This is a genomic window from Nostoc sp. ATCC 53789 (assembly GCF_009873495.1).
GTDB classification, from domain to species: domain Bacteria; phylum Cyanobacteriota; class Cyanobacteriia; order Cyanobacteriales; family Nostocaceae; genus Nostoc; species Nostoc muscorum_A.
This window is the reverse complement of record NZ_CP046703.1, coordinates 3,812,587-3,837,418: the sequence shown is the minus strand read 5'-3', so window position 1 is coordinate 3,837,418 and position 24,832 is coordinate 3,812,587. Positions and strand designations below refer to the sequence as shown.

Below are 24,832 nucleotides of genomic sequence, written 5' to 3'. Positions count from 1 at the left end.
ATGTATTCACTAGCTGTAACTAACGGAACACTTTCCGACGAGCAAATTTCTGGGCTAGTTCATCAAGCTTTGGCAGATCGTCAATTAGATGGACAGCGTATCTTAGTATTAATTCCAGATAGTACCCGCACTGCTCCCATACCGCAAATGTTTCGATTGCTGCATCAGGAGTTGGGTAAAAGAGTTCCGGCTCTAGATTTTTTGATCGCTCTGGGTACACATAATCCTATGAGTGAAGAACAGATTAATCACCTAGTGGGGGTGACACCAAAAGAGCGAGAGACAACCTTTAAAGAAGTTCGCATATTTAACCACCTGTGGAATGAGCCAGATACCTTTATTTCCTGTGGAGTAATTTCGGCAGATGAGATAGCAGAAATTAGCCGGGGAATGCTACATCAGTCCGTTGAAGTCAGGGTTAACAAGCTTGTAACACAGTACGATCTAATAATGATTTGCGGCCCTGTCTTTCCCCACGAAGTTGTCGGTTTTTCTGGTGGAAATAAATATTTTTTTCCTGGCATTGGTGGTCAGGAAGTAATTGATATATCCCATTGGTTAGGTGCTTTAATAACCAGTTACGAAATCATTGGTACATCGGGAATAACACCAGTTCGGCGCTTGATTAACCGAGCCGCTAACCTAATTTCTACACCGAAACTTTGCTTGGCGATGGTGGTTGCACCCAAAACAAATCAGCTAGCAGGACTTTACATAGATAAACCAGAGTCAGCCTGGGAAGCCGCCGCAAAATTATCCGACAAACTGCATATTACTTATGTAAATCAGCCTTTTAAACAAGTGCTTTCAGTAATGCCCGAAATGTATGATGACATTTGGACGGCCGCAAAAGGAATGTACAAGCTAGAGCCAGTAGTGGCTGACGGAGGCGAAGTAATTATATATGCCCCTCACATTACTGAGTTTAGCTACACACACAGTGAAATTCTGTCTCAAATTGGCTACCATGTACGCGATTATTTCCTCAAGCAGTGGGATAAATTTCAAGCCTATCCCGGTGGAGTGCTGGCTCATAGCACTCACTTAAAAGGTATGGGTACATTTGATTTTATAGAAGGGGAACAAGCGCGGATTCGCGTCACTTTAGCCACTGGTATTTCTGCTGAACGCTGTGCTGCTCATAATTTAAACTATCGCGATCCAGCTACCATTAGACCCACAGAATGGGCTAACCGTGAGGATGAAGGTATCTTACTTGTACCGAAGGCTGGCGAGATGTTATACCGTGTAAAGGTTTGTATTGAGAGCTGATGCCTTTAACCTTTAATATAAAACAATTTAATTGATTTACATAGTTTGATTTATTCTTACCCACTTAACTTATCTCACTCTAAACCTTCTCGTGCACCATGAGCTAACAGTAACTCAACCATATCTTTGTTCCTCTGAGCAACAGCTATATGAAGCGGACTTTCTCCCCTCAAAGCTCGAACATTAACATCAGCACCATACATAACAAGAACTCTGATAATTTCATCATTACCTGACTGCTGAAAAGCACGCAACAGAGGTGTCCAACTTTGATCGTCTATTACATTAACTTCTGCACCGCGATCTAAAAGAGACTGCACTAGACTTAGATCGTAATGTCGGGCAGCTTCAAAGAGTGGACTACTTTTTGATCCATCTAGGGCATTAACATTAGCCCCACAGTCCAACAAAAGTTCTGTGATATTTTGATGTCCAAGCTGGGTTGCCAAATGTAGAGGAGTCTTACCATGTTCACCAAGAGCGTTAACATCTGCACCATGAGCTATTAGAAGCTTACAAATATCTAGGCAACCTGTAGCAGATGCACGATGTAGTGGGGAAACGTTTTTAGATTTCATCTTCTGATTAACGTTTGCTCCACAGTTTAGGAGAAGTTCAATAAGATTTTTATTTCTACCCATGATAGCTGCAATTAACCATGACTCCTCTTTGTTTAATCCTTTTACAAGGGAAGAATTGACATCTAAACCCGAATCGAGATAGTGCTTGACTAGTTCAACATCTCCAAGCATTACCGCGATCTCTGGCTGCATAACCGCACCACAATCTAACAGAAATTGAGCAATCTCCTTATGCTGATTCCAAGCAGCTAGGTATAAAGAAGTGCAGCCATCTTTTGCTTCAGCATCGATCTGCGCTCCATTAGTAATCAGAAGTTCGACTACATCCCTATGTCCCTCGGAAGATGCCTTGTGTAAGGGTGTTTCACCCGAACCATCTACAACATGAACGCTAGCACCAGCAGCAACCAATAATTCTACAATATCTTTATGTCCATGATAAGCAGCAATAAGTAGAGCTGAACAGGGTTTTCCTTCAGAGTAAAACATATTTGTAAAGGACTTGACGAGTTAGTAAAAAAGTTTATTGTTTGCGTACACACTTACAACTGATACGAAGCCGTCAAAGCCACCGCCAAAGCATCAGCAGCATCATCTGGCTTGGGAATTTCATCTAAATCTAACTCCCGCGCTACCGCCTCTTGCACATCTAACTTATCTGCATTGCCATATCCCGTTAAAGCTTGCTTAATTTGAGCCGGAGTAAACTCTACATAAGGAAGACGACGTTGGCCCAACACCAAAATTAATACACCCCGCGCCTGTGCAACCAAAATTGTACTTGACATCCGATAGAAGAATAGTTTCTCGATCGCAACCAAATCTGGTTGAAATTCCTCCATCACGGTGTGTAAATCATCAAACAAGGTACATAGCCTCAGTCCCATTTCTACATCTGCTGACGTTTTAATTACCCCGAAATCCAGCATATTGACTGTAGTTTCTGGCACCTTGTTGGCAATTTGGGTGCAGGTAATTACCCCAAACCCTAAAGTTGCCAGTCCTGGATCTAATCCTAAAATTCGTTTTTCCATTCAATTCACTTTTACTAAACCAGGGTATTGTTTAACTAGGAATACTGGCAATCTTGACCACTCGCTCTTAGTCTAATGGAATTGACAAATATAATAGTTTCACGCCTAGTGTTAAAAACCAAGTGGTGTACATTTTCTGTTAATTATTGTTTGTAGCACTGCTGTAAATCAGGTATGTCAATTGGTTTTCTCAGACAAGCCCTCAACGCCCTGCAAAAGCAGTCGCGTTCTCGAACTTCCTATCGGGTTAACCAGTGGTTCAAATGGTTATCCCCTGGACTATCGGTAAAACGTTGGTTGTTGATAAGTATTGGGGGTGTACTGCTGGCGAGTTTGGGGTTAGCTATTTGGGTTAAGCTGACCCCAATTTTTTGGATGATCGAGTTGTTTAGGGGTTTCCTTGGAGTAATCACCAACATCTTACCCAACTATATCAGTGGGCCTTTGGTGCTGCTTGGGGGATTGCTGTTAGTGCTTTGGGGACAAACTCGCACTGTCGGCTCAATTACTAAGGTACTAAGGGCAGAAGGCGGAGAAGAACTCATCGATGTCTTGCTGGCACATCATCGATTGTACCGAGGCCCGAAAATAGTAGTAATTGGTGGTGGTACGGGTCTTTCTACGTTGTTGAGGGGACTAAAAACCTACAGCGCTAATATTACTGCTATTGTCACTGTTGCCGATGATGGTGGATCTTCTGGGCGGTTGCGTCAAGAATTTGGAGTGTTACCACCAGGGGATATTCGCAATTGTTTGGCTGCACTAGCAGATGAAGAAAAGTTATTAACAGAATTGTTTCAATACCGTTTTCGAGCTGGAGATGGGTTAACGGGTCACAGTTTTGGCAATTTGTTTTTAACGGCAATGAGTGATATTACTGGAGATTTAGAACAAGCGGTTGCAGCCAGTTCTAAGGTGCTAGCGGTACGGGGACAAGTACTACCGGCAACTCTCAGTGATGTTCGCCTCTGGGCAGAATTAACCGATGGTCGCCGCATTGAGGGCGAGTCTAGCATTCCTAAAGCTGGAGGGAAAATTGTCAAAATTGGCTGTATTCCAGCTAATCCGCCGGCAGTGCCAGCAGCGATTAAGGCAATTAAAGAAGCTGATTACATTATTATTGGGCCAGGTAGTCTTTATACAAGTCTCATTCCTAATTTATTAGTACCAGAAATTGCCGATGCGATCGCTCAAACAGATGCCCCTCGTATTTATATCTGCAATATCATGACTCAGCCGGGAGAAACTGAAGGTTACACTGTTGCAGATCACATTAGAGCTATTGATGCTGCTTGTGGGGAAAGACGGCTATTTGATGCTGTGCTAATCCACAAAAAATCTCCCTCAGAGCAATCACTCATCCGCTACGCCGAACAAAACTCCCATCCCGTTTTCCTAGATAGAGAAGCCGTAACTCAACTAGGGCGAAGGATTGTTGCAGCTAATGTTTTATATGAAGATGAAACGGGTTTTGTCCGTCACAATCCGCAGAAACTAGCACAAGTGTTGTTGCGGTGGTACGGTAGAGGTCATTATGGAAAAAGGAGAAGTATCACGTCTTGACTCGGTTATGAAAATTTTTCTTGCAGATACAGAGGCGACGCTACACTTAGGTATTACTCTCGGTCAATCCCTGACTGCTGGCAGTGTAATTTTACTAGAAGGTGATTTAGGCGCTGGTAAAACTACCTTAGTTCAAGGTATTGGTAAGGGTTTGGGAATTGCTGAATCTATTGTCAGTCCCACTTTCACCCTGATTAATGAGTACACAGAAGGACGGCTCCCCCTTTACCACCTAGATTTATATCGCTTAGAACCACAAGAAGTTGCAGCCCTAAATTTAGAAAGTTATTGGGAAGGTATTGAGGTCATACCAGGAATTGTGGCAGTTGAATGGGCGGAACGATTGCCCTACAAACCAGATAGTTATCTAAGTGTGAGTTTGACTTATGGGGATGGGGGTACTCGTCAAGTCGAACTTATACCATTCAATTGTGCCCTTAGTGAAGCCATTGCTGCTATCTAAGCTCATATCCCGACCGAAGTACAAGAGATTTCACTTTTTTAGATCGCAACACTAAAAAATTTTTGCTAATAGTTGAGGGAGAACTTCACACTCCTTCTATCTGCCACTACCACGCTCACCACTGTAAATCACTAACATTGTTATCTCAACCCAAAATAAGTGAAAAATTTTTGTAACAGCAGCTTTATTACTGCAATAATCAGTTAAAAAACTGATTTAGATAGTGTATGAATTAAGAAAAGGTAAACTGTTGTTGGGTTAAATGAGAGTTTTGCAGCACCTAGTCAGCTTGATTTAATCTGATTGGTTCTCTACTCTCATTAAGAGAACAAATCTGGATTATTTAGCAGTCAAAGCTAGTAGAAAAAAGTTAAATAACATCAAGCTATCTAAAAGTTATCTAACTTTTCCTTATACTCAATATACCCAAACTAAAGTCACAATGTATACACAATAATACTGATTTATATAATAATTAAAAAATTAATTTAAGTAATTGTAAATACCAATAAATTCTTCTATTGACATCTGTAATTATCACTCTTAGCAGATTTAAATAAAACATCTCGTATTTCTACATAACTATCGTAGAAATACGAGATGTTTTATCTTATGTTAGTTGAGATTAATATATCTACGTGGATGCACTAGTTTTCTCTAATGAAAGAAGCGATCGCTTTTTTTATCGGTAAGCCAGAGTCATCCCTGGTATAGTACGTAAGGCCTTGATCGATAAATGCCGAGGTAGTATCTATTAACTGCTGAATAATCTCTGGACTAGTATTATCTATTTCTTGAGTAACTTTTTTGCCTGTAAATCGGTTTTTTCGCTCTTCTGGAGGTAATACAATCCGAGGATCTTTATAAGTTTCTTTTGGCTTGGGTTTAAATGTCTCATTTAATTCAAACTGAAGACGCAAGTAACGTTTAGACTCGTATCCACCCATGATTTGTCGGCAAATTGTGCTATCAATCTCCGATGTAGGTTCCATAAAGATATTAGTCAGATTTTGTACCCAGTCTAAGCCTTTCCATTTACTTATTTGCTTATATTGGTATGGTTCACCAGTTTGACCTGTGCCAATAGAAAGGATAGAAATATCTTCCAATCGCAGATTATTTAGGTTATATTTTTGCTTTATTTCTGGAGATACTGAAGACTGGCTGATCCTCATAACTAAACTCAAAGCTGCAAGACAGGGATTGTTAGCAGAAACTCCTCCATCAATGTGTGGAAATTCCCAATCGCCAAACTTTTCTTTATCTACAGGTTCTAATTTATATGGCGGAAAAAAAGTAGGTGCAGAGGCAGAAGCGGTACATATCTCCCATAAATAACAGTCATCGTACCATCTGTCTCCTAGATCGGGATGACAGTTTGTAAAAAAGGTTGTATTGCGATATAGCGTATCGTAAGCCAAAATCAAGATAATAGGTTTTTCAACATCTTTTATTCTTGTGTATTTATAAGCATCTTTGAGGACACTAATAATTCCATCATGAGAATATTTAGATGCTGAAAATACATCAAGAATTGATTTGATGACGGACGGCAAATTTTTATAGAGTTCTTTTCTATTCGGCGAAAAGATATCTTTACCTTTATCTATATACATTTTAATAAGTTCATCACTTGTCTTTCCTACAGCAATCCCTCCTGTCAATATTGAACCAGTAGAAGTGCCAGCAATGAGGTCAAAGTATTCGTGTAAAAAGTTCCCTTTACCCTGGTTTCTAATTTCTTGTTCTACTTGTTTAAGCATTCGGGCTGCAATAACTCCCCGAATACCGCCACCATCTAAAGCTAAAATTTTGAAGGACATAGCAATTCTCCTTGATTATTTCTCTGGTTATCTTTTCGGGCATAGTTTCTGAGAAATACATGACCTGGATGAAGGTCATATATGTTTTATTTTGTTTACTCCTATCCAGCTGTAGGATTTAACGAACCGCCTTCACTACGAGACACTACGCTACGCGTAGCTTGCTTTCCCATAAAGGTAGGCGCAACGTCTCGTTAGATAATGTTTTAAAAGTCTCCTTATCGGTATCGAAAGTTCTAGATCCCCCCTAGCCTTAAAAATGGGGGAACCGGAATCAAAGTCCCCCTTTTTAAGGGGGATTTAGGGGGATCTAAAAGTGCCTAAAGTCAGAGCGAAACACTTTTCAAACAACCTCTTAGAGAAGGACACCAAGTAGGGAAAACGAAGATTAAATAGCTAATCTTATAGCCGTAAGGAGGGAGTTATTGAAGATTTGACTTCAAACACTTATAAATAAATTCAGAGTTTCATGTTGCAATTTTTGATACAGCAATAAGTCAATACCCTTTGGTTAAAAGGGTAAAGAAGGAAAAACAAAGATTTTCGTCTTTTAGCTTTAACCAAACCGCATTGGTCTAGTCTTAACTCTGGATAGATGAAAATCTTGCCTATTCAAGTATGGCTTTGATGTATAAATATCTGTCTACTACATAAGCTTAAATAAACATTTGCTACAAGAAAGTTAAAGCTTGACCCCGCACTTGGGTATTTACTTGACCTTTCTCGTAAACTATCTCACCGCCGACAATGGTAGTTGTAGCCCAGCCGGTGAGGTTCCAGCCTTCAAATGGACTCCAATGGCATTTGGTTAAAAGTTCTTCGCGCCGGACTGGACGGTATGTATTTAAATCTACAAGCACTAAATCAGCATCATAACCAGGTGCGATCGCTCCTTTATTGGGAATACCATAAGCCACAGCTACATTCTTAGACATCCAGTTGACAACTTGGGAAACAGTACACTTTCCCTCCATCGCCGCAGTTAACATCAAAGCTAGGGAAGTTTCCACCCCAGGCATTCCTGAAGGAGTATTGGGGTATTCTTGAGCTTTTTCTTCTAAGGTGTGGGGTGCGTGATCTGTAGCGATGAAATCAATCACGCCATCGCGTAAAGCTTGCCAAAGGACTTCGTTATCGTGGGGCGATCGCAAAGGTGGATTCATCTGTGCTAAAGTACCAATCTTTTCATAAGCACTGGTATTCAACACCAAATGCTGTGGCGTTACCTCTGCTGTCACCCAACTAGGTTTCTCTTGACGCAGCAAATCTGCTTCTTCGGCTGTTGACAGATGGAGAATATGCAGACGACGGTGATATTTTTGAGAAAGTTTTAATGCCAGTTGGGTTGCCAACAAAGCCGCTTGATTATCTTGAATTTGTGAGTGAACGGCTGGATCGTGAATGTTGGCAAATTCTTGGCGGCGTTGGTTGATTCTAGCTTGGTCTTCGGCATGAACGGCAATCAAGCGATCGCCTTTAGCAAATATCGTCTCCAATGCTGTTTCACCATCAACCAGCAACTGACCGTGCATCGACCCCATGAAAATCTTAATTCCCGGTGTGGGTTTGGCCAAAAGCAAGTCTGGAAGATTCTCTGCTGTTGCCCCAATAAAAAAGCCATAATTAACCAAGGACTTTTGTGAGGCCCGTTCTAGCTTGTCGTCTAAAGCTTGCTGTGTCGTTGTTAGGGGGCGCGTATTAGGCATTTCTAAAAAAGAAGTGACTCCACCTTTAGCGCAAGCACAACTGGCAGTGAATAAATCTTCCTTGTGTTCTAGTCCAGGTTCCCGGAAATGTACCTGCGGATCAATCACTCCCGGCAACAAAGTTAACCCTTCTGCGTCAATTTCAGTGACTACTGCTGTTTGGGAGATTTCTGGCGCAACTTCGACTATTTGGCGATCGCGGGTCAACACATCCCCAATCATCATTTCACCATTGGGTAGGACTATGCGAGCGCGACGGATCAGTAAAATTTGTGGAGATGACATAAGGCTAACTTTTTTAGGCAGGGAGCTATATATTACAGATAACTATGCTTTTAGGTTAAACTTAGTCGCGCTCTGAGTGTTAATTTTTTTGCTGACCGTTAAAAAAAAGTTTATTTTTAATCTATGAAGAACCCCCTTTATCAATAATCTAAAATTGGTAGTCAAGATGCGAACATAACCAGGAAATTAAAATTTTCCCGTTAAGATTAACAGATAAAGTCTCACTAGGCGAGTTAATTACCTACATCTTTCCTTCAGTTAAGTAATTTCATGCAAAATCAAGTGTCTGATAACAACTCTAGTCAACAACCCGATAATTCCTGGATCGCAGAGCTAGGTAGAACAATTGTATTGAGTATTGTTCTAGCTCTGGGAATTCGTACCTTTGTTGCTGAAGCACGCTGGATTCCTTCTGGGTCAATGGAACCCACTCTGCATGGTACGCCAAACCAGTGGGAAGCAGACAAAATCATTGTCGATAAGTTGAAATATAAATTTGCTGACCCGCAGCGTGGAGATATCGTAGTATTTTCACCCACGAAAGAGTTACAAAAAGAACAATACCAGGATGCTTTTATTAAAAGAGTAATTGGCTTACCTGGAGAACAAGTACAACTCAGAGATGGCAAGGTCTATATTAATAACAAACCCCTTCCAGAAACTAATTATCTCAGTTCTGGTCAAAGCACAGTTATTAATGTTTGCCAATCAGGGCCACAGCCACCTTTTTTGGAAAAACCCCAGACTATACCAGATGATTCATATTTAGTACTAGGTGATAATCGTAACAATAGTTATGATGGACGCTGCTGGGGTGTTGTCCCTCGCCAGAATATTATTGGCCGGGCTGTAGTTCGTTTTTGGCCTCTAAATCATGTTGGAGGAATAGATAAAGTACCACCATATCCCCAAACAACCCGATAACAGATAATTTAGCTTGATGCTTTTGCTCAAGAAGAATTTAGTAAGGTGGATAAATCACAAAATAATTTTAGATTGGTGATTTAGCAGTCCCTAATCTAAAATCTAAAACTTACTATGATGCCTTACCTAGCCAAGATTTTACTGTATCCAGTAAAATCACTGGATGGTGTTGAAGTTGAAAAGGTTGGAGTTCTTGCCAGTGGCGCACTACAGCATGACCGCGAGTTTGCCATCTTTGACGAGCGGGATAAATTTGTCAATGGCAAGCGTCATGCTAAAATCCATTTACTAAGGGCGCAATTTGCACTTTTCAATAGAACTATTTCGCTACAAATCCCAGGCGGCGACTCACAACAAGTTTTTCATCTGGATGACGAACGGCAAGCCCTAGAAGCAACTTTGAGTAATTATTTTGAGTTTGCTGTTACATTAAGGCAAAACTCTCTGATGGGCTTTCCTGACGATACCCACTCGCCAGGCCCAACGGTAATTAGTACAGCAACGTTGACAGAAGTAGCTTCTTGGTTTCCCGGTTTAAGTGTAGATGAAATACGCCGTCGGATGCGTGCCAATATCGAGATTGATGGTGTACCAGCATTTTGGGAAGATCGGCTATTTAGCGAACAAGGTGATTTAGTCTCCTTTCGAGTGGGAGATGTAGATTTTTTTGGGGTTAATCCATGCCAGCGTTGTATAGTTCCAACACGCGATTCTTACTCAGGGGAAGCTTACCCAAGCTTTCAAAAAATATTTGCAACCCAGAGGCAAGCAACTCTGCCTAATTGGGTTGCTTCATCGCCTTTTAATCACTTTTACAGATTGAGTGTTAATACTCAATTGCCTATATCCTCAGCCGGAAAAATTTTACAAATCGGTGATAAAGTTGACATACTTCTATATGAAAATTAACATTTATTTACAATAAAAAACACTAAGTAAATTTTCTTGGATTTTTTTTGTTATTACTATGTATTTGCATGAAAATTTTAAAATTGTTGTAGTTAGATATAGGTTTTTGTGCAAGTCCAGAGGTTTCGAGACTGGAAAATCAAGACCTCAGCAATTAGAAATTAAATTTAGGATTAGGTGCTAATGGCAACCTGAATTTTAGAATGGCATACTGTAGCTTATCGGTTAAATTTCAGTTGTTCTGAGTAAATGTACTGATACGCTGTCAGATAAAACTGAGCAAATTAAGCCGTAATAGTTACAAATCGGCTATGCCTACGCAAAATTTGAAAATTGGAGGTTGGAGAAACTTAACCAGTCAGACAAGTATCCAAACAAAATTTTTAATGCTTTTTTTATACTCAATTTTCTCAGAGATGTCATGATCAAAGTGATGACATACCGTAATTTTTTTGGTATTAAATGTAGCTGGCATAGCAAAAATGCCCCAAATATATGCTGGGGAAAAATTAAACAACAATGTTATCCAAACTTCAGTCCGTCAAATCTCTTAATTGCTTAGTTGGCAAAGTTTACGCCAGGATGCCCCTAAAGTATGTTCTGATTGTCCCCTTTATATTGCAAATTTGCGGGGCGGTGGGGCTTGTGGGCTATCTTTCGTATCAAAACGGACAAAAAGCGGTAAGAGAGCTTGCTAGCCAATTAGAAAATGAAATCTGCGATCGCATTGAACAGCATCTTAATAACTATTTAACAACTCCGAAGCAAATAAATCAAATTAACTTAGATGCGGTTGAACTAGGTATGCTCAACCTTTCTGACTTTAAAACTGCCGGAAATTACTTTTGGAAACAAATGCAGGTTTTCAATGTTGGCTACAACAGCTTTGCCAACCCCAAAGGGGAATTTATCGGTATTGAACGTTTAGATAATGGCAAGCTGTTGATTAATGAAGTTAGTCAAAAGCATGGTATTGGGAAACTTTATATTTATGATTCAGACTTGAAGGGAAATCGTCGCCAGCTTCAGCAAGTTAAAGATTACGATCCTCGGACAGAAGCGTGGTATACAGATGCAGTCAAGGCAGGCAAACCCGTTTGGAGTCAAATTTATCAATGGGAAGATAAACCAGAAGTTTTATCTATATCTTCCAGCTATCCTGTTTACGATAAGACCCGCAAGCTGGTTGGGGTGATTAGTGTTGATTTAATTTTGTCACAAATCAGCAACTTTTTAACCAAATTAAACACCGATCAATCGGGTAAAGCCTTTATTTTAGAGCGTTCTGGGTTAATAGTGGCTTCTTCTACCGAACCACCATATAGCATCATTAATGGTCAAATAAAACGTCGAACAGCATTAGAAAGTCGAAATTCTTTAATTAGGCTCACAACCCAGTCTTTGATCAAACGCTTTGGTAGTCTTGGGTTTGTGGTGGGGAAGCAACAGCTAACTTTTAGCGCCGATGGAATGCGTTATTTTGTACAAGTAAAAAGTTGGAAGGATGAACTGGGTTTAGATTGGCTAATCGTGGCGGTGATTCCTGAAGGCGAATTTATGAAGCAAATTAATGAGAACACCCGCATCACCGTTTTGCTGTGCATAGTTGCTTTTTTAGTGGCTACAAGAATCGGGATTTTAACTGCTCGCTGGGTAATTAAGCCGATTTTACAATTAAACACATCAGCTAAGAAAATTGCTCAAGGTGAATGGGAGCAAACACCAGAAATTCAGCGCTCCGATGAGTTGGGGGAACTAGCCAAGTCATTTGAAACTATGGCAAAGCAGCTGCAAGCATCCTTCAGTGTTTTGGAGGCAAAGAATGCTCAGATGCAAGTTTTAAATGAAGCTCTATCTGAAAGTCAGAGTCGGCTAACTCAATTTTTAGAAGCTATGCCAGTAGGTGTATTTATCATAGATGCTGAAGGTGAACCTTATTACACAAATCATATTGGGCAGCAAATTCTTGGTCAAGGAGCGATCGCAGAAGTTAGCAGCGAACAATTGTCAGAGGTATATCAAGCTTACCTTGCCGGCACAGATCAACTTTACCCCAGCGATCGCCTACCAATTTTGAGAGCATTGCTTGGGGAAAGTACCAGGATTGATGATATGGAAGTTCGCCATTTTGACAAGATTATTCCCATTGAAGTTTTGGGCAAGCCCATCTATGATGAATCAGGAAATTTGGCTTTTGCGATGGCTACCTTTTTTGATATCACCCAACGCAAACAAGCAGAAAACTTATTAGCAGAATATAATCGCACCTTAGAAGCTCAAGTCAAAAAACGTACTGAAGAGTTCCAGCAAGTGATTGAGCAACTGCAAACCACCCAAGAAGAACTAATTCAATCGCAAAAAATCGCCGCCCAAGAACAGCAAGCAGCCGTTCGGGAAGCAGCGCGAAGTGCCGCCGCCAACCTCGCCAAAAGCGAATTCCTGGCGAACATGAGCCACGAACTGCGTACCCCACTCAACGCCATTCTTGGTTTCACCCAAGTCATGAGCCGAGATTATTCGCTATCTAGCGAACACCAAGAAAACTTGGCAATTATCAATCGTGCTGGCGAACATCTACTTAACTTAATTAACGACATTCTAGAAATGTCTAAAATCGAAGCTGGGAGAATCACATTAAATCGCAGTAGCTTTGACTTAATTCATCTATTGAATAACTTAGAAGAGATGCTGTATTTGCGTGCTGCATCGAAGGGCTTACAAATAGTATTTGAGTATGCACACGACATTCCTCAATACATAGAAACCGATGAAAATAAACTATTTCAAGTCTTGCTCAACCTCTTGGGGAATGCCATCAAATTTACTGATATTGGCAGAGTCACGCTACGGCTGAGATGGGAGCAGGGGGAGGAAAATCTTTCTTATAACCCTCGTCTCTTGTTCGAGGTACAAGACACTGGTTGCGGTATTAATCCGCAAGAAATTGGCTTGCTGTTTGAGGCTTTTGAGCAAACCGAAATCGGTAGAAAATCTCAACAGGGAACAGGACTCGGTTTAGCAATTAGCCGTAAATACGTGCAACTGATGGGGGGAGATATTACAGTCAGCAGTACTCCTGGTATAGGTAGTACATTTGCCTTTGATATTCAAATTGCTTTAGCTTGCCCTAGAGAAATGCCGATAAACCAAATTAAATCTCAAATTCTATCTTTAGCGCCGACTGAAAAAGCATACCGCATCTTAGTAGTTGATGATGCCAAAGAAAGCCGTCTACTGCTAGTTAAAATTCTGACATCTCTGGGCTTTGAAGTCAGGGAAGCTACAGATGGTGTGGAAGCAGTTAGTAATTGGGAATCTTGGCAACCAAACTTGATTTTTATGGATATGCGAATGCCGATCATGGATGGCTACGAAGCTACAAGAATAATTAAAGGTAAACAAGTAGGGTATGGGACAGCCAATAGATTACGGAGGTTCCCAAAATTTAAACAACTGACATCATCGGGGAGCCAGTATCTTAACGGAGGGTTAACCGATTCAGATGACTGTGAAGTTCTCAAAACTATATACAAAGCCTCTCCCACACCAGAAATAGCTGGTGTCGTGGAACACAATCATGATGCTTCTGGTGCGGCCATTTTGCGATCGCCAAAAGCCCTAGCTCCCTGTTTCGACTTCCTGGAAACAGGGCAGGGTTGTTTGAATAAACACACAATCGTTATTGCCCTAACTGCTAGCGCCTTTGAGGAAGAACGCCAGAAGATTTTATCTATTGGCTGCGATGATTTTATTCGCAAGCCATTCACACAGGAAGTATTATTGGAAAAACTGAGCCAACATCTGGGTGTAAAGTATACCAATCAAGTAGAAAACCCAAATACAGCAGTTGCCGAGCAAGCTACACAGATATTTGTTAGTTTTGCTGAACTCCTGAGTCATTTATCACAAATGTCACCTGAGTGGCTTCAAAAGATCCACTATGCCGCAGCCAGCTGTAGCGATGAATTGATTTTAGAGTTAGTCAAGCAAATTCCCTCAGATAATGTTCAGGTATCGCAAGTTCTCAGGGATTTAGCAAATAACTACCAGTTTGAGAAAATTATGGAATTGACTAGAACAAACGTAGAATGAATTACGAGCATTTAGACCCTAATAAAAAAGATATTTTGATCGTTGACGATATGGCGGACAACCTGCGGGTTTTATCCTCAATATTGACAAGGGAAGGGTATAACGTTCGTAAAGCCTTGAACTGGCAAATGGCACTGACAGCAACTCAAACAGTATTGCCGGATCTGATTTTGCTCGATATTATGATGCCAGAAGTAGATGGCTATGAAATTTGTCAGGCATTTAAAGCTTGGGAGCTAACAGCCGATATTCCGGTAATTTTTATTAGCGCTTTAGATGATGTTTTTGACAAAGTTAAAGCCTTTAAGGTAGGTGGTGTAGACTACATCACTAAACCTTTTGAGTTTCAAGAAGTTTTAGTGCGCGTGAAAAATCAACTGGCATTGAGGTCAGCGCGATTAGAAATATTGAAACTAAATGTAGAATTGGAACATCGGGTAACACAGCGAACTGAGGAGCTAGAAAAAGCTCTCCAAAAACTTCAAAAAGAAATTAATTCCCGTCAAAAACTGCAAAGTAAACTATTAGATATAGCGCTGCATGATTCGCTGACTGGATTACCAAACCGAGTGCTGTTTATGAGAAGACTAGATAATGCTCTCAATCGAGCTAAACAAGAATCTAGTTATCAGTTCGCAGTACTTTTTTTAGACTGCGATCGCTTCAAAGTTGTCAATGATTCCCTTGGTCATTTGGTAGGAGATGAATTACTGATTTCTATCGCTCGTCGCCTGCAAGCGTGTCTCATACCTATTGATACTCTAGCTCGATTGGGTGGTGATGAATTTGGAATTCTCTTAGAAAATATTACGGATATCAATATAGCAATCCAAGTTGCCGATAGGATTCTAAAACAGCTATCACTTGCTTTTAAACTATCAAGATATGAAGTCTTTATGAATGCTAGTATTGGCATTAGTTGGGGCAATAAAGATTACGATCGTCCAGAGTATTTGCTGCGGGATGCTGATACGGCAATGTATCGGGCTAAGGCTCAAGGAAGAGCCAAATATCATGTTTTTAATCCAGCGATGCATCAAGAAGCTATTCAGCTTTTAGAGTTAGAAAATGACCTACGAAGGGCTGTTGAAAGGCAAGAATTCCTCGTTTATTATCAGCCAATTGTTTCTCTAATTACAGGTAGAATTTCTGGATTTGAAGCCTTGGTGCGCTGGCAACATCCAATTCGTGGTCTAGTTCCTCCTACAGAATTTATTCCTGTAGCAGAAGAAACAGGTTTGATTAATGCCATCAATACTTGGGTATTACAGTCAGCTTGTCATCAACTAAGCATCTGGCAACATCAGCCAATGACACCAGAACCTCTAACTATTAGTGTCAATTTGAGTGCTAGGTTATTTTTACAACCCAATTTTGTAGAACAAATTGACAGAATTATTTATGAAACTAAAATAAATCCTACATATTTAGAATTAGAAATAACAGAAAGTGTAATTATGGAAAATACTAATGCAATTAAGATAATTTTTCAACAACTAAAACAGCGAAATATAAAGTTAATTATGGATGACTTTGGTACAGGATATTCCTCTTTAAGTTACCTGCACAGCTTTCCTTTAAATGCCCTCAAAATTGATAAATCTTTTGTCAAACGTATGCAGGATAATAAAGAAAATATGGGGTTAGTACCAGCAATGATTGGCATTGCCAATTCAATGGGTATGAGTGCGATCGCTGAAGGTGTCGAAACAGAAGAACAGTTAGACCAGTTGAGAAGTCTAAATTGTAATTTTGCTCAAGGATTTCTGTTTTCTGAACCCATAGAACAACAATTGGTTGTTAAGTTGCTTGCCGCATCACCTCAATGGTAGCTATCCACTAAGTATTTGGAAAAATTTTAATTGTTGGCGTTCGGCTAGATTATCTGTGTCGGCTATCTAGATAAGTTGCTATAAGCAGGCTATCAGATTTGTCAAGCTCATAATTGGCCAATAGCTTTGGTAGTTTATAAAACTCTCTAGCCACTGGGGGAGTTAAACTATAAATATAAGTATTTTGGTGAAATAGAGCAAAAAAATCAGGGTAATTTTAAATAAGCATTTACTATCCTCAATCATTACAAGCATAGCTTTTAATACATAATGCATTTCAATCAAACTAACCATCATAAAAAAAATATTTTGGTGGTCGATGATACCCCAGATAATTTGAGGCTTTTATCGGCAATGTTGACTGCACAAGGTTTTGAAGTTCGCAAAGCTTTAAACGGTAAAATGGCACTAACTGCATGTCAAATGGTTTTGCCAGATGTGATTTTGCTGGATATCAACATGCCAGGGATGGATGGCTATGAAGTTTGTCAACAACTGAAGGCTGACGATAAAACTTGTGAAGTCCCAGTAATTTTTATCAGCGCCCTGGATGATGTTGTGGATAAAGTAAAAGCTTTTGATGTTGGTGGTGTAGATTATATTGCCAAACCTTTTCATGGGGCAGAGGTTGTGTTGCGAATTGAAAATCAGATTAATTTACGTTTGCTCCAAGTTAGACTGCAAGAAAAAAACTTTTTATTACAAGAGGCTCTTGATAACTTAAAATCTGCTCAAGTTCAACAGATTCAGAACGAAAAGATGGTGGCGCTGGGGCAGCTAGTGGCTGGGCTGGCTCATGAAATTAACAATCCCATCAGTTTTATTTATGGTAATCTCCAATATGCTGGTCAATATGTGCAAGACCTAGTAAATCTAATTGAAGTTTATCAACAAGAATATCCTAAACCCACGCCAAAAATTCAGCAAATATCCCAAGATGTAGACCTGAATTTTGTGATTAACGATCTACAAAACCTCATAGGTGCAATGTATAGAGGCTCCGATCGCATTCGGGAAATTGTCGTGGCGCTACAACACTTTTCTCGGCATGATGAAGCAGAGATGAAGCGGGTAAATATCCATGAAGACATCGAAAACACTTTGGTGATGTTACAACATCGACTCAGAGAAGCAGCAGACCGTCCCGCAATTATTTTAGTGAAAGATTATGGTAACTTGCCCCTAGTTACTTGCTATGCGAGTGAACTAAACCAAGTATTTATGCATTTATTGAATAATGCTATTGATGCAATAGAAGAGGGAATGGGGAAGGTGGGGCCTCTGGGAATAAGGGGTAATGGGGAGTGGGGAGCGGGGAATCAATCTTTTAATCGTTATTCTCAAATGCCACTTGACGGGAGTCGCTCTAATTGGGGAGACACACCAGTTCCTGCACTTGGAGAAACCTCAAACCCGCAGTGGCTCTTCCCTACTCCCCAAATTAGGATTCACACAGAGGTGACAGACTTAAATACGATCAAAATTGCGATCGCAGATAATGGTCCTGGTATAGAAGAGTCATTGCGATCGCGTTTATTTGACCCATTTTTTACCACAAAACCTGTGGGCAAAGGTAGTGGGCTAGGATTATCTATTAGCTATCAGATTATCGTCCAAAAACACCGAGGAAATATTACCTGCACTTCTTCTGTTGGGCAAGGAGCAGAGTTTGCGATCGAAATTCCCATTGAGCAACCTGAGCCTTAGCCAACAGTAAGCTCGGTTAATGAAGAGGATAACCCGAATTTCTCACTCATAGGGTGGGGAGTGTGGGAGGTGTGGGAGGTGTGGGAAGATGAAGAATGGAACGGTCGAAATTAAAGAAGATGGAAGAAAAAGGGAAAAAGTATTTTAGAACTCATGAGGATTTAGCCATTTATCAATTAGCATTTGAGACAGCAATGCAAGTTTTTGAATATTCTAAAAAGTTCCCAGTTGAAGAAAAATATTCATTAACTGACCAAATTCGTCGCTCCGACGCTCGAAGACTCGCTACCGCTTTGCTATCTCGCTCTGTCTGTGCAAATATGGCAGAGGCTTGGAGAAAACGGCGATATAAAGCCGCTTTTGTCGCTAAACTGAATGATTGTGAGGCGGAGGCAGCAGAAACTCAAGTTTGGTTAAAGTTTGCTGTGAAATGTCAATATCTTACGGTCGAACAAGGAAGAGAACTCTACGCTCCTTACAATCAAGTCCTTAGTGGGTTAGTCAAGATGATTACCCATCCAGATGATTGGTTACTTGACTAAATTCCCACACCTCCCACACCTCCCACACCTCCCACACCTCCCACCCTTCCCACACCTCCCACACCTCCCACCCTCCCCGCGCCCTGCCTCTTTAGTCACAGGCTTAAGGGCAGTTGAACTGTGAACCTTGCCCAGCCCTGAGAACTACTAACTTCAATTTTGCCTTGGAGATATTCTACTAACTTCTTCACTAATGCTAAACCTAAGCCTGTGCCGCCATGTTGCCAGCGATCGCTCTGAGGAATTCGGTAAAATGGCTCAAAGATGCGAGATTGTTCGGTTGTAGGGATTATTACCCCAGAATTACTAATTGTAATTTGAAAGTAGGGGGCTTGAAGGTTATCTAATAGATCAGATTCTGCATCCTCATTTATGAGACTTTTTGTGGTGTCGATTATCCGAACATCCATTGTAATCTGTCCTTCAGGCGGAGTATATTTACAAGCATTGTTGAGTAACTCTGAGACAATTTCGGTCAGGCTAGCCAAGTCTGAAAGTAAAGGCGGTAAATTTGGCAAAATACTAACTTCCAAAGTCTGCTCTTTAGCTTTAGCCCTTTCTTCAAAATACTCGGCGACGTGAGGTAGCCAGTGTTCAAGTTGAATTGAAGTTAATTCCAATGGATAGACATCTGCATCAATCATTCGAATATGCAGCAAATTGTCTACTAGATTCAGTTCTTGTTCGCACTGCTCACGCAGGATAGTTAAGTAGCGGGCTACAGATTCCGATGGAGAAAGTGTGCTTGAATTTAAGCTATCCTGCCGCTCAAGAATATTTTCTAGAGCGGAGATTGCCATTTTGATGTTTGACAAGGGCGTTCGCATTTCATGAGAAGTGGTTGCGAGAAAATCCTCTTTCAACTTGTTCAGGCGTTGGAGTTCTGCCACTTGAATTTCTAGTTGTTGGGCACGTTCAGTTGCAAGATTGCGTTCTTCGGTGAGCCGTCGTTGTGTGTCATCTCGAAAAACTAATACTGCTCCTGTAATCATGCCACTGTTGTCTCTGAGGGGAGTAGCACTATCAGCGACTGGTATAGTTGTCCCGTCTCTAGTAATTAGTAAAATTTGACTGCCTAGATAGATAGTAGTTTCTTGTTGGAGAGCAGCGAGAATTGGATTTTGGGCAGGGATCTGAGTTTGTTCGTCAACGAGTCGGAACACCTCTGTTAACATCCGTCCCTTGGCTTCATCCCATCGCCAGCCTGTTAATGCTTCACCTGCCTGATTTAGGTACTTTACACGCAACTCAGGATCAACCACAATCACACCGTCGCCCATTCCCCTAAGGACAGAACTCAAAAATTGCTCGCGATCGTAGCGATTGAGTGCTGTTTGAATGGCAACGTAAAGTTCTTGTTCCTTGATGGGTTTGAGAATATACCCAAAGGGTGATGTCAGTGTTGCCCGCTCCACGGTACTTCTATCCGAATGACCTGTAAGGTAGATAACAGGAATTTGCAAATTACGCCAAATTTGCTCAGATGCCTGAATCCCGTCCATTTCGCCGCGTAACCTGATATCCATTAAAATCAAGTTTGGGCGTGACCCAGTTGCTTTTTCAATTGCCTCTTCTGCTGAATCGGCGATACCTAAAACAGTATATCCCAGAGACTCTAAACTTTCTTGTAAGTTGATGGCAAGAATATATTCATCTTCAACAACAAGGATTCGAACTGTCTCCTTTTTATATGTGTTTGATGGGATGCCAATCATTTTTATATCCGGCTGTTTGTAAAAGTAATTTTGAACTGTGTTCCCTGATGAGATTCAATTTCGAGTTTTCCTCTTAACTGTTTGACTAAGCCCTGAACAAGGTTTATGCCCAGTGTTTTAGCTTTCTTACTATCAAAATTTTCAGGTAAACCAATGCCATTATCTCGAATAATGAGTGTCAAAATAGACTCGGATTCTTGAGAAAACTTAACCTCAATTTCACCCCTAATATTACCGACAAAGGCATATTTCAAAGCATTAGAAACCAGTTCGTTGATAATCAAGCCACAAGGAATGGCCGTTTCGATATCAAGGCTAGCATCATCAACTTGAATCTTCAGGTGAATCTGGCTGGAATTGACGTTATAAGAATCAAATAAATGAGTTGTTAAATCTGGGATGTATTGAGCAAAATCAATATCAGCGAGGTCTTCAGATCGGTATAGTTTTTCATGAACTAGGGCAATGGAGGCAATGCGGTTTTGGCTATCGCGCAAAACAGATGTCACGACAGGATCTTGTGTCCGTCTGCACTGCATTTGCAGCAAACTGCTGACAATTCCTAAATTGTTTTTCACCCGATGGTGAATTTCTTTAAGTAATACTTCTTTTTCTTTAAGAGAGGCTTTGATTTTTTCCTCTGCTTGCTTATGCTCGGTGATATCTTGTTGGACAGCTACAAGGACGTTTCCATACTCAAGATGCCCAAAAATACAAGCGTTTGCCCTACACCAGAAAGGAGTGCCATCTTTCTTAATATTATGAACTTCATAAGTAGCTTCACCGTTTTGAATAATAGCAGTGCTAATTGCCTGATTAACTTCTTCAGGTGTAGTATGTTCGTCCCCGTAGTTGACAATCGACACATGCTGACCGATTAATTCACCAGGTTCATAGCCAAACATTTGCTCAAATTTAGGATTGGTGTAGACAAATATGCCATCTGTGGCACGAACTAGGCAAATTCCCTCTGCCATGTTACGGGTAATTACTGCTTGCAGTTCTAACATTTGTTCAGCGCGTTTGCGATCGCTGATTTCAACTACAACAATGCCCACACTAATGGGTTGATCAGCTTCAGACTGAATCGGAAAATAGGAAGCTAGCCAAGTTCTGATAACACCTGGGAGTTTTGGGGTTTCTCCAGTGATTTCCAAATCCAGAATCGGTTCACCCGTTGTCGAAACATATTGCAACACCTGCTCCAGCTTTGGTGTCAAATCGGGGACAATCTCCCGCAGTGTTTTGCCAATATGCGCTGCTGCGGGAATGCCATTAATTTCTGCCAATGCTTCATTAACAAATGAAAAACGCAGTTCTCGATCAAGAATGCTTACACCAACAGGTGCGCTATTGATGAAGGCATCCAATAACTTTTGCTTGTGAGCCAGTTCTCGCTCCAGAACCTTGCGATCGCTGATATCAATGATCACGCCCAGCATCCGTACAGGGTCGCCTGCTTCGTTGTAAACGCCGCGCCCTTTCCCCGTGAGCCAGTGAACTTTGCCATCGGGGTAAATCACTCGATATTCACCTTTAAAATTAATATGTTCTGCCAACGCATTTAATACAGCCTGTTCAATTCGCTCAACATCCTCTGGATGAACACAATCGCGCCATAGTTGATAGGCTGCTGACGTTTCTGGCTTTAAACCTAACAAACGAAAATGGTTGTTATTCCAGAGAACTTCCCCTGTTTCAACATTCCAATCCCAAAGACCGATGTGGTTAAATTCTAAGGTTAGCCTTAGTTGTTCTTCACTTCTAGCTAAGGCTGCTTCGGTTTGTTGGCGTAAGCGAAGCTCATCGTAGACATCGCTGATATCCCGATGAGTGCCAGTCATCCGCAAAGGATTACCCTTTTCATCTCGGATGACAACCTTACCGTAGTTGGCAATCCATTTCCATTCGCCAGACTTAGTTCTGAGTCTATAGTCAAATTTGTATCGTACTGAACTATCCTTGAGGTGGGCTGCCAAGATTTCTTCAACCCAAGGTAAATCATCTGGATGAACTAATTGCTCCCAAGTACTCCAATCCTGTGGAACTTCATCAAAGCTGTATCCGAGCATTTCTAAATAGCGGCGGCTGTAATACACTTCTCCAGTGATAATATTCCAGTCCCACAAGCCATCCCCAGAAGCTTCAAGTGCTAATTGTAGTCGTTCCTCACTTTGGCGCAAGGTTTCTTCCGCTTTTTGGCGATCGCGTAGCGCAATTTCCCGTTCGGTGACATCTTGGGCAGTACCATAAAGGCGAATTACCTCTCCATCGGCGTTGAATTCTACATATCCAATGCCCTCAAAATAGCGGTTAGAGCCATTCTGGGGGACACGAAGAATTTGTTTGTAGGACTCACCAGTGGCGATCGCCCGCTCAACTGCTTGGTGCAATTTCTCCCGATCTTCAGGGTGATACAATTGCAGATTTTCTTCATAGCTTGGTTCAAGAAGTGCGAATTCTCGATTGAAGAGATCAAAAAGCCCCTTTGACCAGGTAATTTTGCCACTGGCAAGTTCAAACTCCCAATTACCAAGGCGAGCAACTCGCTGTGATTCTTCTAGCAGGGCTTGACTTTTGCGTAAGGTTTCTTCACTGTTTTTGAGGTCGGTGACATCCACCACTAGTCCATCCCAAGCCACACGCCCATCCTGCAACTGGCGTGGTGTAGAACGAAAATGGAACCATTTGAGTTGACCACTAGGCGTTCGGATTCGTAATTGAATATCAAAGACAGACAGATTTAGCCGGGACTCTTCAACGGCTTCCTGTAGACGGGGAATATCCTCTGGGATAAACTGCCGATAAAGCAGAGATGAATCTCTGAGTGCATCTTCTACTTTGACTTCCATTAGTCTTTCAATGCCCCCACTCAGATAAGAAAAGCGATCGCTCCCATCCAGTTCGCGGATCACCCGATAAACTGCACCATTGGGCAGATTATCTCCAATCAAGTGCAACATCACTTTACGCTCATGCAAAACGAGTTCGGTTTGTTTGCGTTCAGTGATATCTCGCCCTTCTGGAATCAACAAAACGACTTTACCTGTCTCGTCTTGAAGCGGACGCAGTGAAAAATCGATTGTTGCTACTCGCTCATTTGCACCGAGAACATCAACTTCATAGCGGACAAACTTTCCCTTTGCAGCATGAGCGATCGCTTGTTTTAATTCTTCTTGAGTTTGGGGTGAAATTGTCCACCAGTGTGCTTCCCAAAAAGGGCGATCGATCACATCTTCCAACTGAAGTCCGCCAAAACTAAGTGCAGTCTGGTTAGCCTCCAGTAAAATACCAGATGGCGTTAGCAGTCCTGTGAATTGGAAAGTGTTGTTAAAGATAGCGCGGAATCGGCGATCGCTTTCTTGCAATTTGGTAGTGCGTTCGTGTACTTTGGCTTCTAACTCGGTGTTGAGGGTTTGGAGGTTACGGTAAAGTTGGGCTTGTTGGATGGCGATCGCTAATTGTACAGTCAGTTGGTTGAGCAATTCCACCTCAAATGCCTGCCATTGCCGGGGAGCAGAACATTGATGCACAATAAATAGCCCCCAGAGTTCAACTGCTGAAGTCTCAATGTTTTCTACCAGAATGGGGACAACTAAATTCGCCTTTACCTGAAATTGTTCTAATAATTGCAGATGGCACTCACTTAAACCCGCTTCGTAGATGTTCGTAGTTGTCCAAATTTTTCCTCGGCGGTATTTTTCCCCTTGGCTTTGTTGAAAACAGGTATCTTCAATCTCCAGTCCCAAGCTTGGTTTCCATTCAGGTAACACCGACTCTGATACGATACAACCCTGCATAAGGGGAGTGAATTGATATACCAGTACCCGATCGGCACCCAATAACTGGCGGACTTGTTGAACACTAGTAGTAAGAATGTCTTGAAGCTGCAAAGATTTGCGGATATGCAGAGCGATCGCTCCTACTAGGCGTTGTTGTTCCTGCTGCTGTTCTAGCTGCTGCATTAGCTGCTTGTGCTTGATCGCCCCATGAATCGTTCGGCAGAAATTTTCTCGGGTCAGTTTTCCCTTAACTAGATAATCATGGGCTCCACTCTTGAGAGCTTGGACTGCGATCGTTTCATTTCCCTGTCCAGTGACCATAATTACTGAAATTTGACTGCTGGAAGTTTGCCTCTGTAGCTTAGTAAGAAATTCCAGCCCATCTAAATCTGGTAATCGATAGTCCAACAAAATCACATCCGGTATTTTCCCTTGGCAAGCTTGTAGCGCCTTATTTCCAGACTCAAATTCGTAAATATTATAAGTGTAGCGATCGTCCCGCTCTAGGAAGCGCCGATACAAAGCTCTGTCTTCAGCAGAGTCTTCTACAAAAAATACAGTTATTGCATTGACTGTCATGTATCTCAGCTCCTCAGAAAGCT

15 protein-coding genes are annotated in these 24,832 nt (G+C 41.3%); 9 read left to right on the top strand and 6 right to left on the bottom strand.

What is annotated here, in order from left to right:
• Entirely contained in the window at positions 1 to 1,272 is a 1,272-nt protein-coding gene (locus GJB62_RS15790; RefSeq protein WP_114083122.1) for a lactate racemase domain-containing protein, read from the top strand.
• Between the two features lie 74 nt (positions 1,273 to 1,346).
• On the opposite strand, the gene GJB62_RS15785 is transcribed toward GJB62_RS15790, so the two are convergent.
• Positions 1,347 to 2,342, bottom strand: coding sequence for an ankyrin repeat domain-containing protein (locus GJB62_RS15785; protein ID WP_114083121.1), 996 nt, complete (start codon positions 2,340 to 2,342; stop codon positions 1,347 to 1,349).
• 53 nt (positions 2,343 to 2,395) lie between these two features.
• Complete coding sequence (ruvC, locus tag GJB62_RS15780) at positions 2,396 to 2,887, bottom strand: crossover junction endodeoxyribonuclease RuvC (protein ID WP_012411616.1); 492 nt, start codon at positions 2,885 to 2,887, stop codon at positions 2,396 to 2,398.
• 174 nt (positions 2,888 to 3,061) lie between these two features.
• Here ruvC and GJB62_RS15775 point away from each other — a divergent pair, with 174 nt between their 5' ends.
• Together GJB62_RS15775 and tsaE are read left to right on the top strand one after the other, a co-directional pair.
• Positions 3,062 to 4,450, top strand: coding sequence for a gluconeogenesis factor YvcK family protein (locus tag GJB62_RS15775; RefSeq protein ID WP_114083120.1), 1,389 nt, complete (start codon positions 3,062 to 3,064; stop codon positions 4,448 to 4,450).
• 7 nt (positions 4,451 to 4,457) lie between these two features.
• Entirely contained in the window at positions 4,458 to 4,913 is a 456-nt protein-coding gene (tsaE, locus tag GJB62_RS15770; RefSeq protein ID WP_114083119.1) for a tRNA (adenosine(37)-N6)-threonylcarbamoyltransferase complex ATPase subunit type 1 TsaE, read from the top strand.
• 647 nt (positions 4,914 to 5,560) lie between these two features.
• Here the strand turns inward: tsaE and GJB62_RS15765 are convergent.
• Together GJB62_RS15765 and GJB62_RS15760 are read right to left on the bottom strand one after the other, a co-directional pair.
• Entirely contained in the window at positions 5,561 to 6,736 is a 1,176-nt protein-coding gene (locus GJB62_RS15765) for a patatin-like phospholipase family protein (protein ID WP_114083118.1), read from the bottom strand.
• A 671-nt stretch (positions 6,737 to 7,407) separates the two neighbouring features.
• Positions 7,408 to 8,727 (bottom strand): dihydroorotase, encoded by a 1,320-nt coding sequence (locus tag GJB62_RS15760; protein WP_114083117.1) that lies wholly within the window; start codon positions 8,725 to 8,727, stop codon positions 7,408 to 7,410.
• Positions 8,728 to 8,997: 270 nt separating this feature from the next.
• On the opposite strand from GJB62_RS15760, the gene lepB reads away from it, so the two are divergent.
• The 6 genes from lepB (at position 8,998) to GJB62_RS15730 (ending at position 18,733) form a co-directional block, all read left to right on the top strand.
• Positions 8,998 to 9,651, top strand: a complete 654-nt coding sequence (lepB, locus tag GJB62_RS15755) for a signal peptidase I (protein ID WP_114083116.1) — start codon at positions 8,998 to 9,000, stop codon at positions 9,649 to 9,651.
• Between the two features lie 117 nt (positions 9,652 to 9,768).
• On the top strand, positions 9,769 to 10,560 hold the full coding sequence (locus tag GJB62_RS15750; RefSeq protein ID WP_114083115.1) for an MOSC N-terminal beta barrel domain-containing protein: 792 nt from the start codon (positions 9,769 to 9,771) through the stop codon (positions 10,558 to 10,560).
• A gap of 519 nt (positions 10,561 to 11,079) precedes the next feature.
• Positions 11,080 to 14,652 carry an ATP-binding protein gene (locus tag GJB62_RS15745; protein ID WP_114083114.1) on the top strand — a complete coding sequence of 1,191 codons (3,573 nt, stop codon included), beginning with the start codon at positions 11,080 to 11,082 and terminating at the stop codon, positions 14,650 to 14,652.
• Positions 14,649 to 16,484 carry a GGDEF domain-containing response regulator gene (locus tag GJB62_RS15740; protein ID WP_114083113.1) on the top strand — a complete coding sequence of 612 codons (1,836 nt, stop codon included), beginning with the start codon at positions 14,649 to 14,651 and terminating at the stop codon, positions 16,482 to 16,484. Before GJB62_RS15745 ends, GJB62_RS15740 begins: the two co-directional genes overlap by 4 nt.
• Positions 16,485 to 16,754: 270 nt before the next feature.
• The gene (locus GJB62_RS15735; protein WP_114083112.1) at positions 16,755 to 18,191 is read left to right on the top strand and encodes a response regulator; all 1,437 of its coding nucleotides are present in this window, start codon (positions 16,755 to 16,757) and stop codon (positions 18,189 to 18,191) included.
• Positions 18,192 to 18,286: 95 nt separating this feature from the next.
• The gene (locus GJB62_RS15730) at positions 18,287 to 18,733 is read left to right on the top strand and encodes a four helix bundle protein (protein WP_114083111.1); all 447 of its coding nucleotides are present in this window, start codon (positions 18,287 to 18,289) and stop codon (positions 18,731 to 18,733) included.
• A 95-nt stretch (positions 18,734 to 18,828) separates the two neighbouring features.
• Here the strand turns inward: GJB62_RS15730 and GJB62_RS15725 are convergent, their stop codons facing one another.
• Both GJB62_RS15725 and GJB62_RS15720 read right to left on the bottom strand, forming a co-directional pair.
• Entirely contained in the window at positions 18,829 to 20,448 is a 1,620-nt protein-coding gene (locus GJB62_RS15725) for a response regulator (RefSeq protein WP_114083110.1), read from the bottom strand.
• A 2-nt stretch (positions 20,449 to 20,450) separates the two neighbouring features.
• A complete protein-coding gene (locus tag GJB62_RS15720) occupies positions 20,451 to 24,809 on the bottom strand; it encodes a PAS domain-containing protein (protein ID WP_159402522.1) in 4,359 nt (1,452 codons plus the stop codon).
• Positions 24,810 to 24,832: the final 23 nt, after the last annotated feature.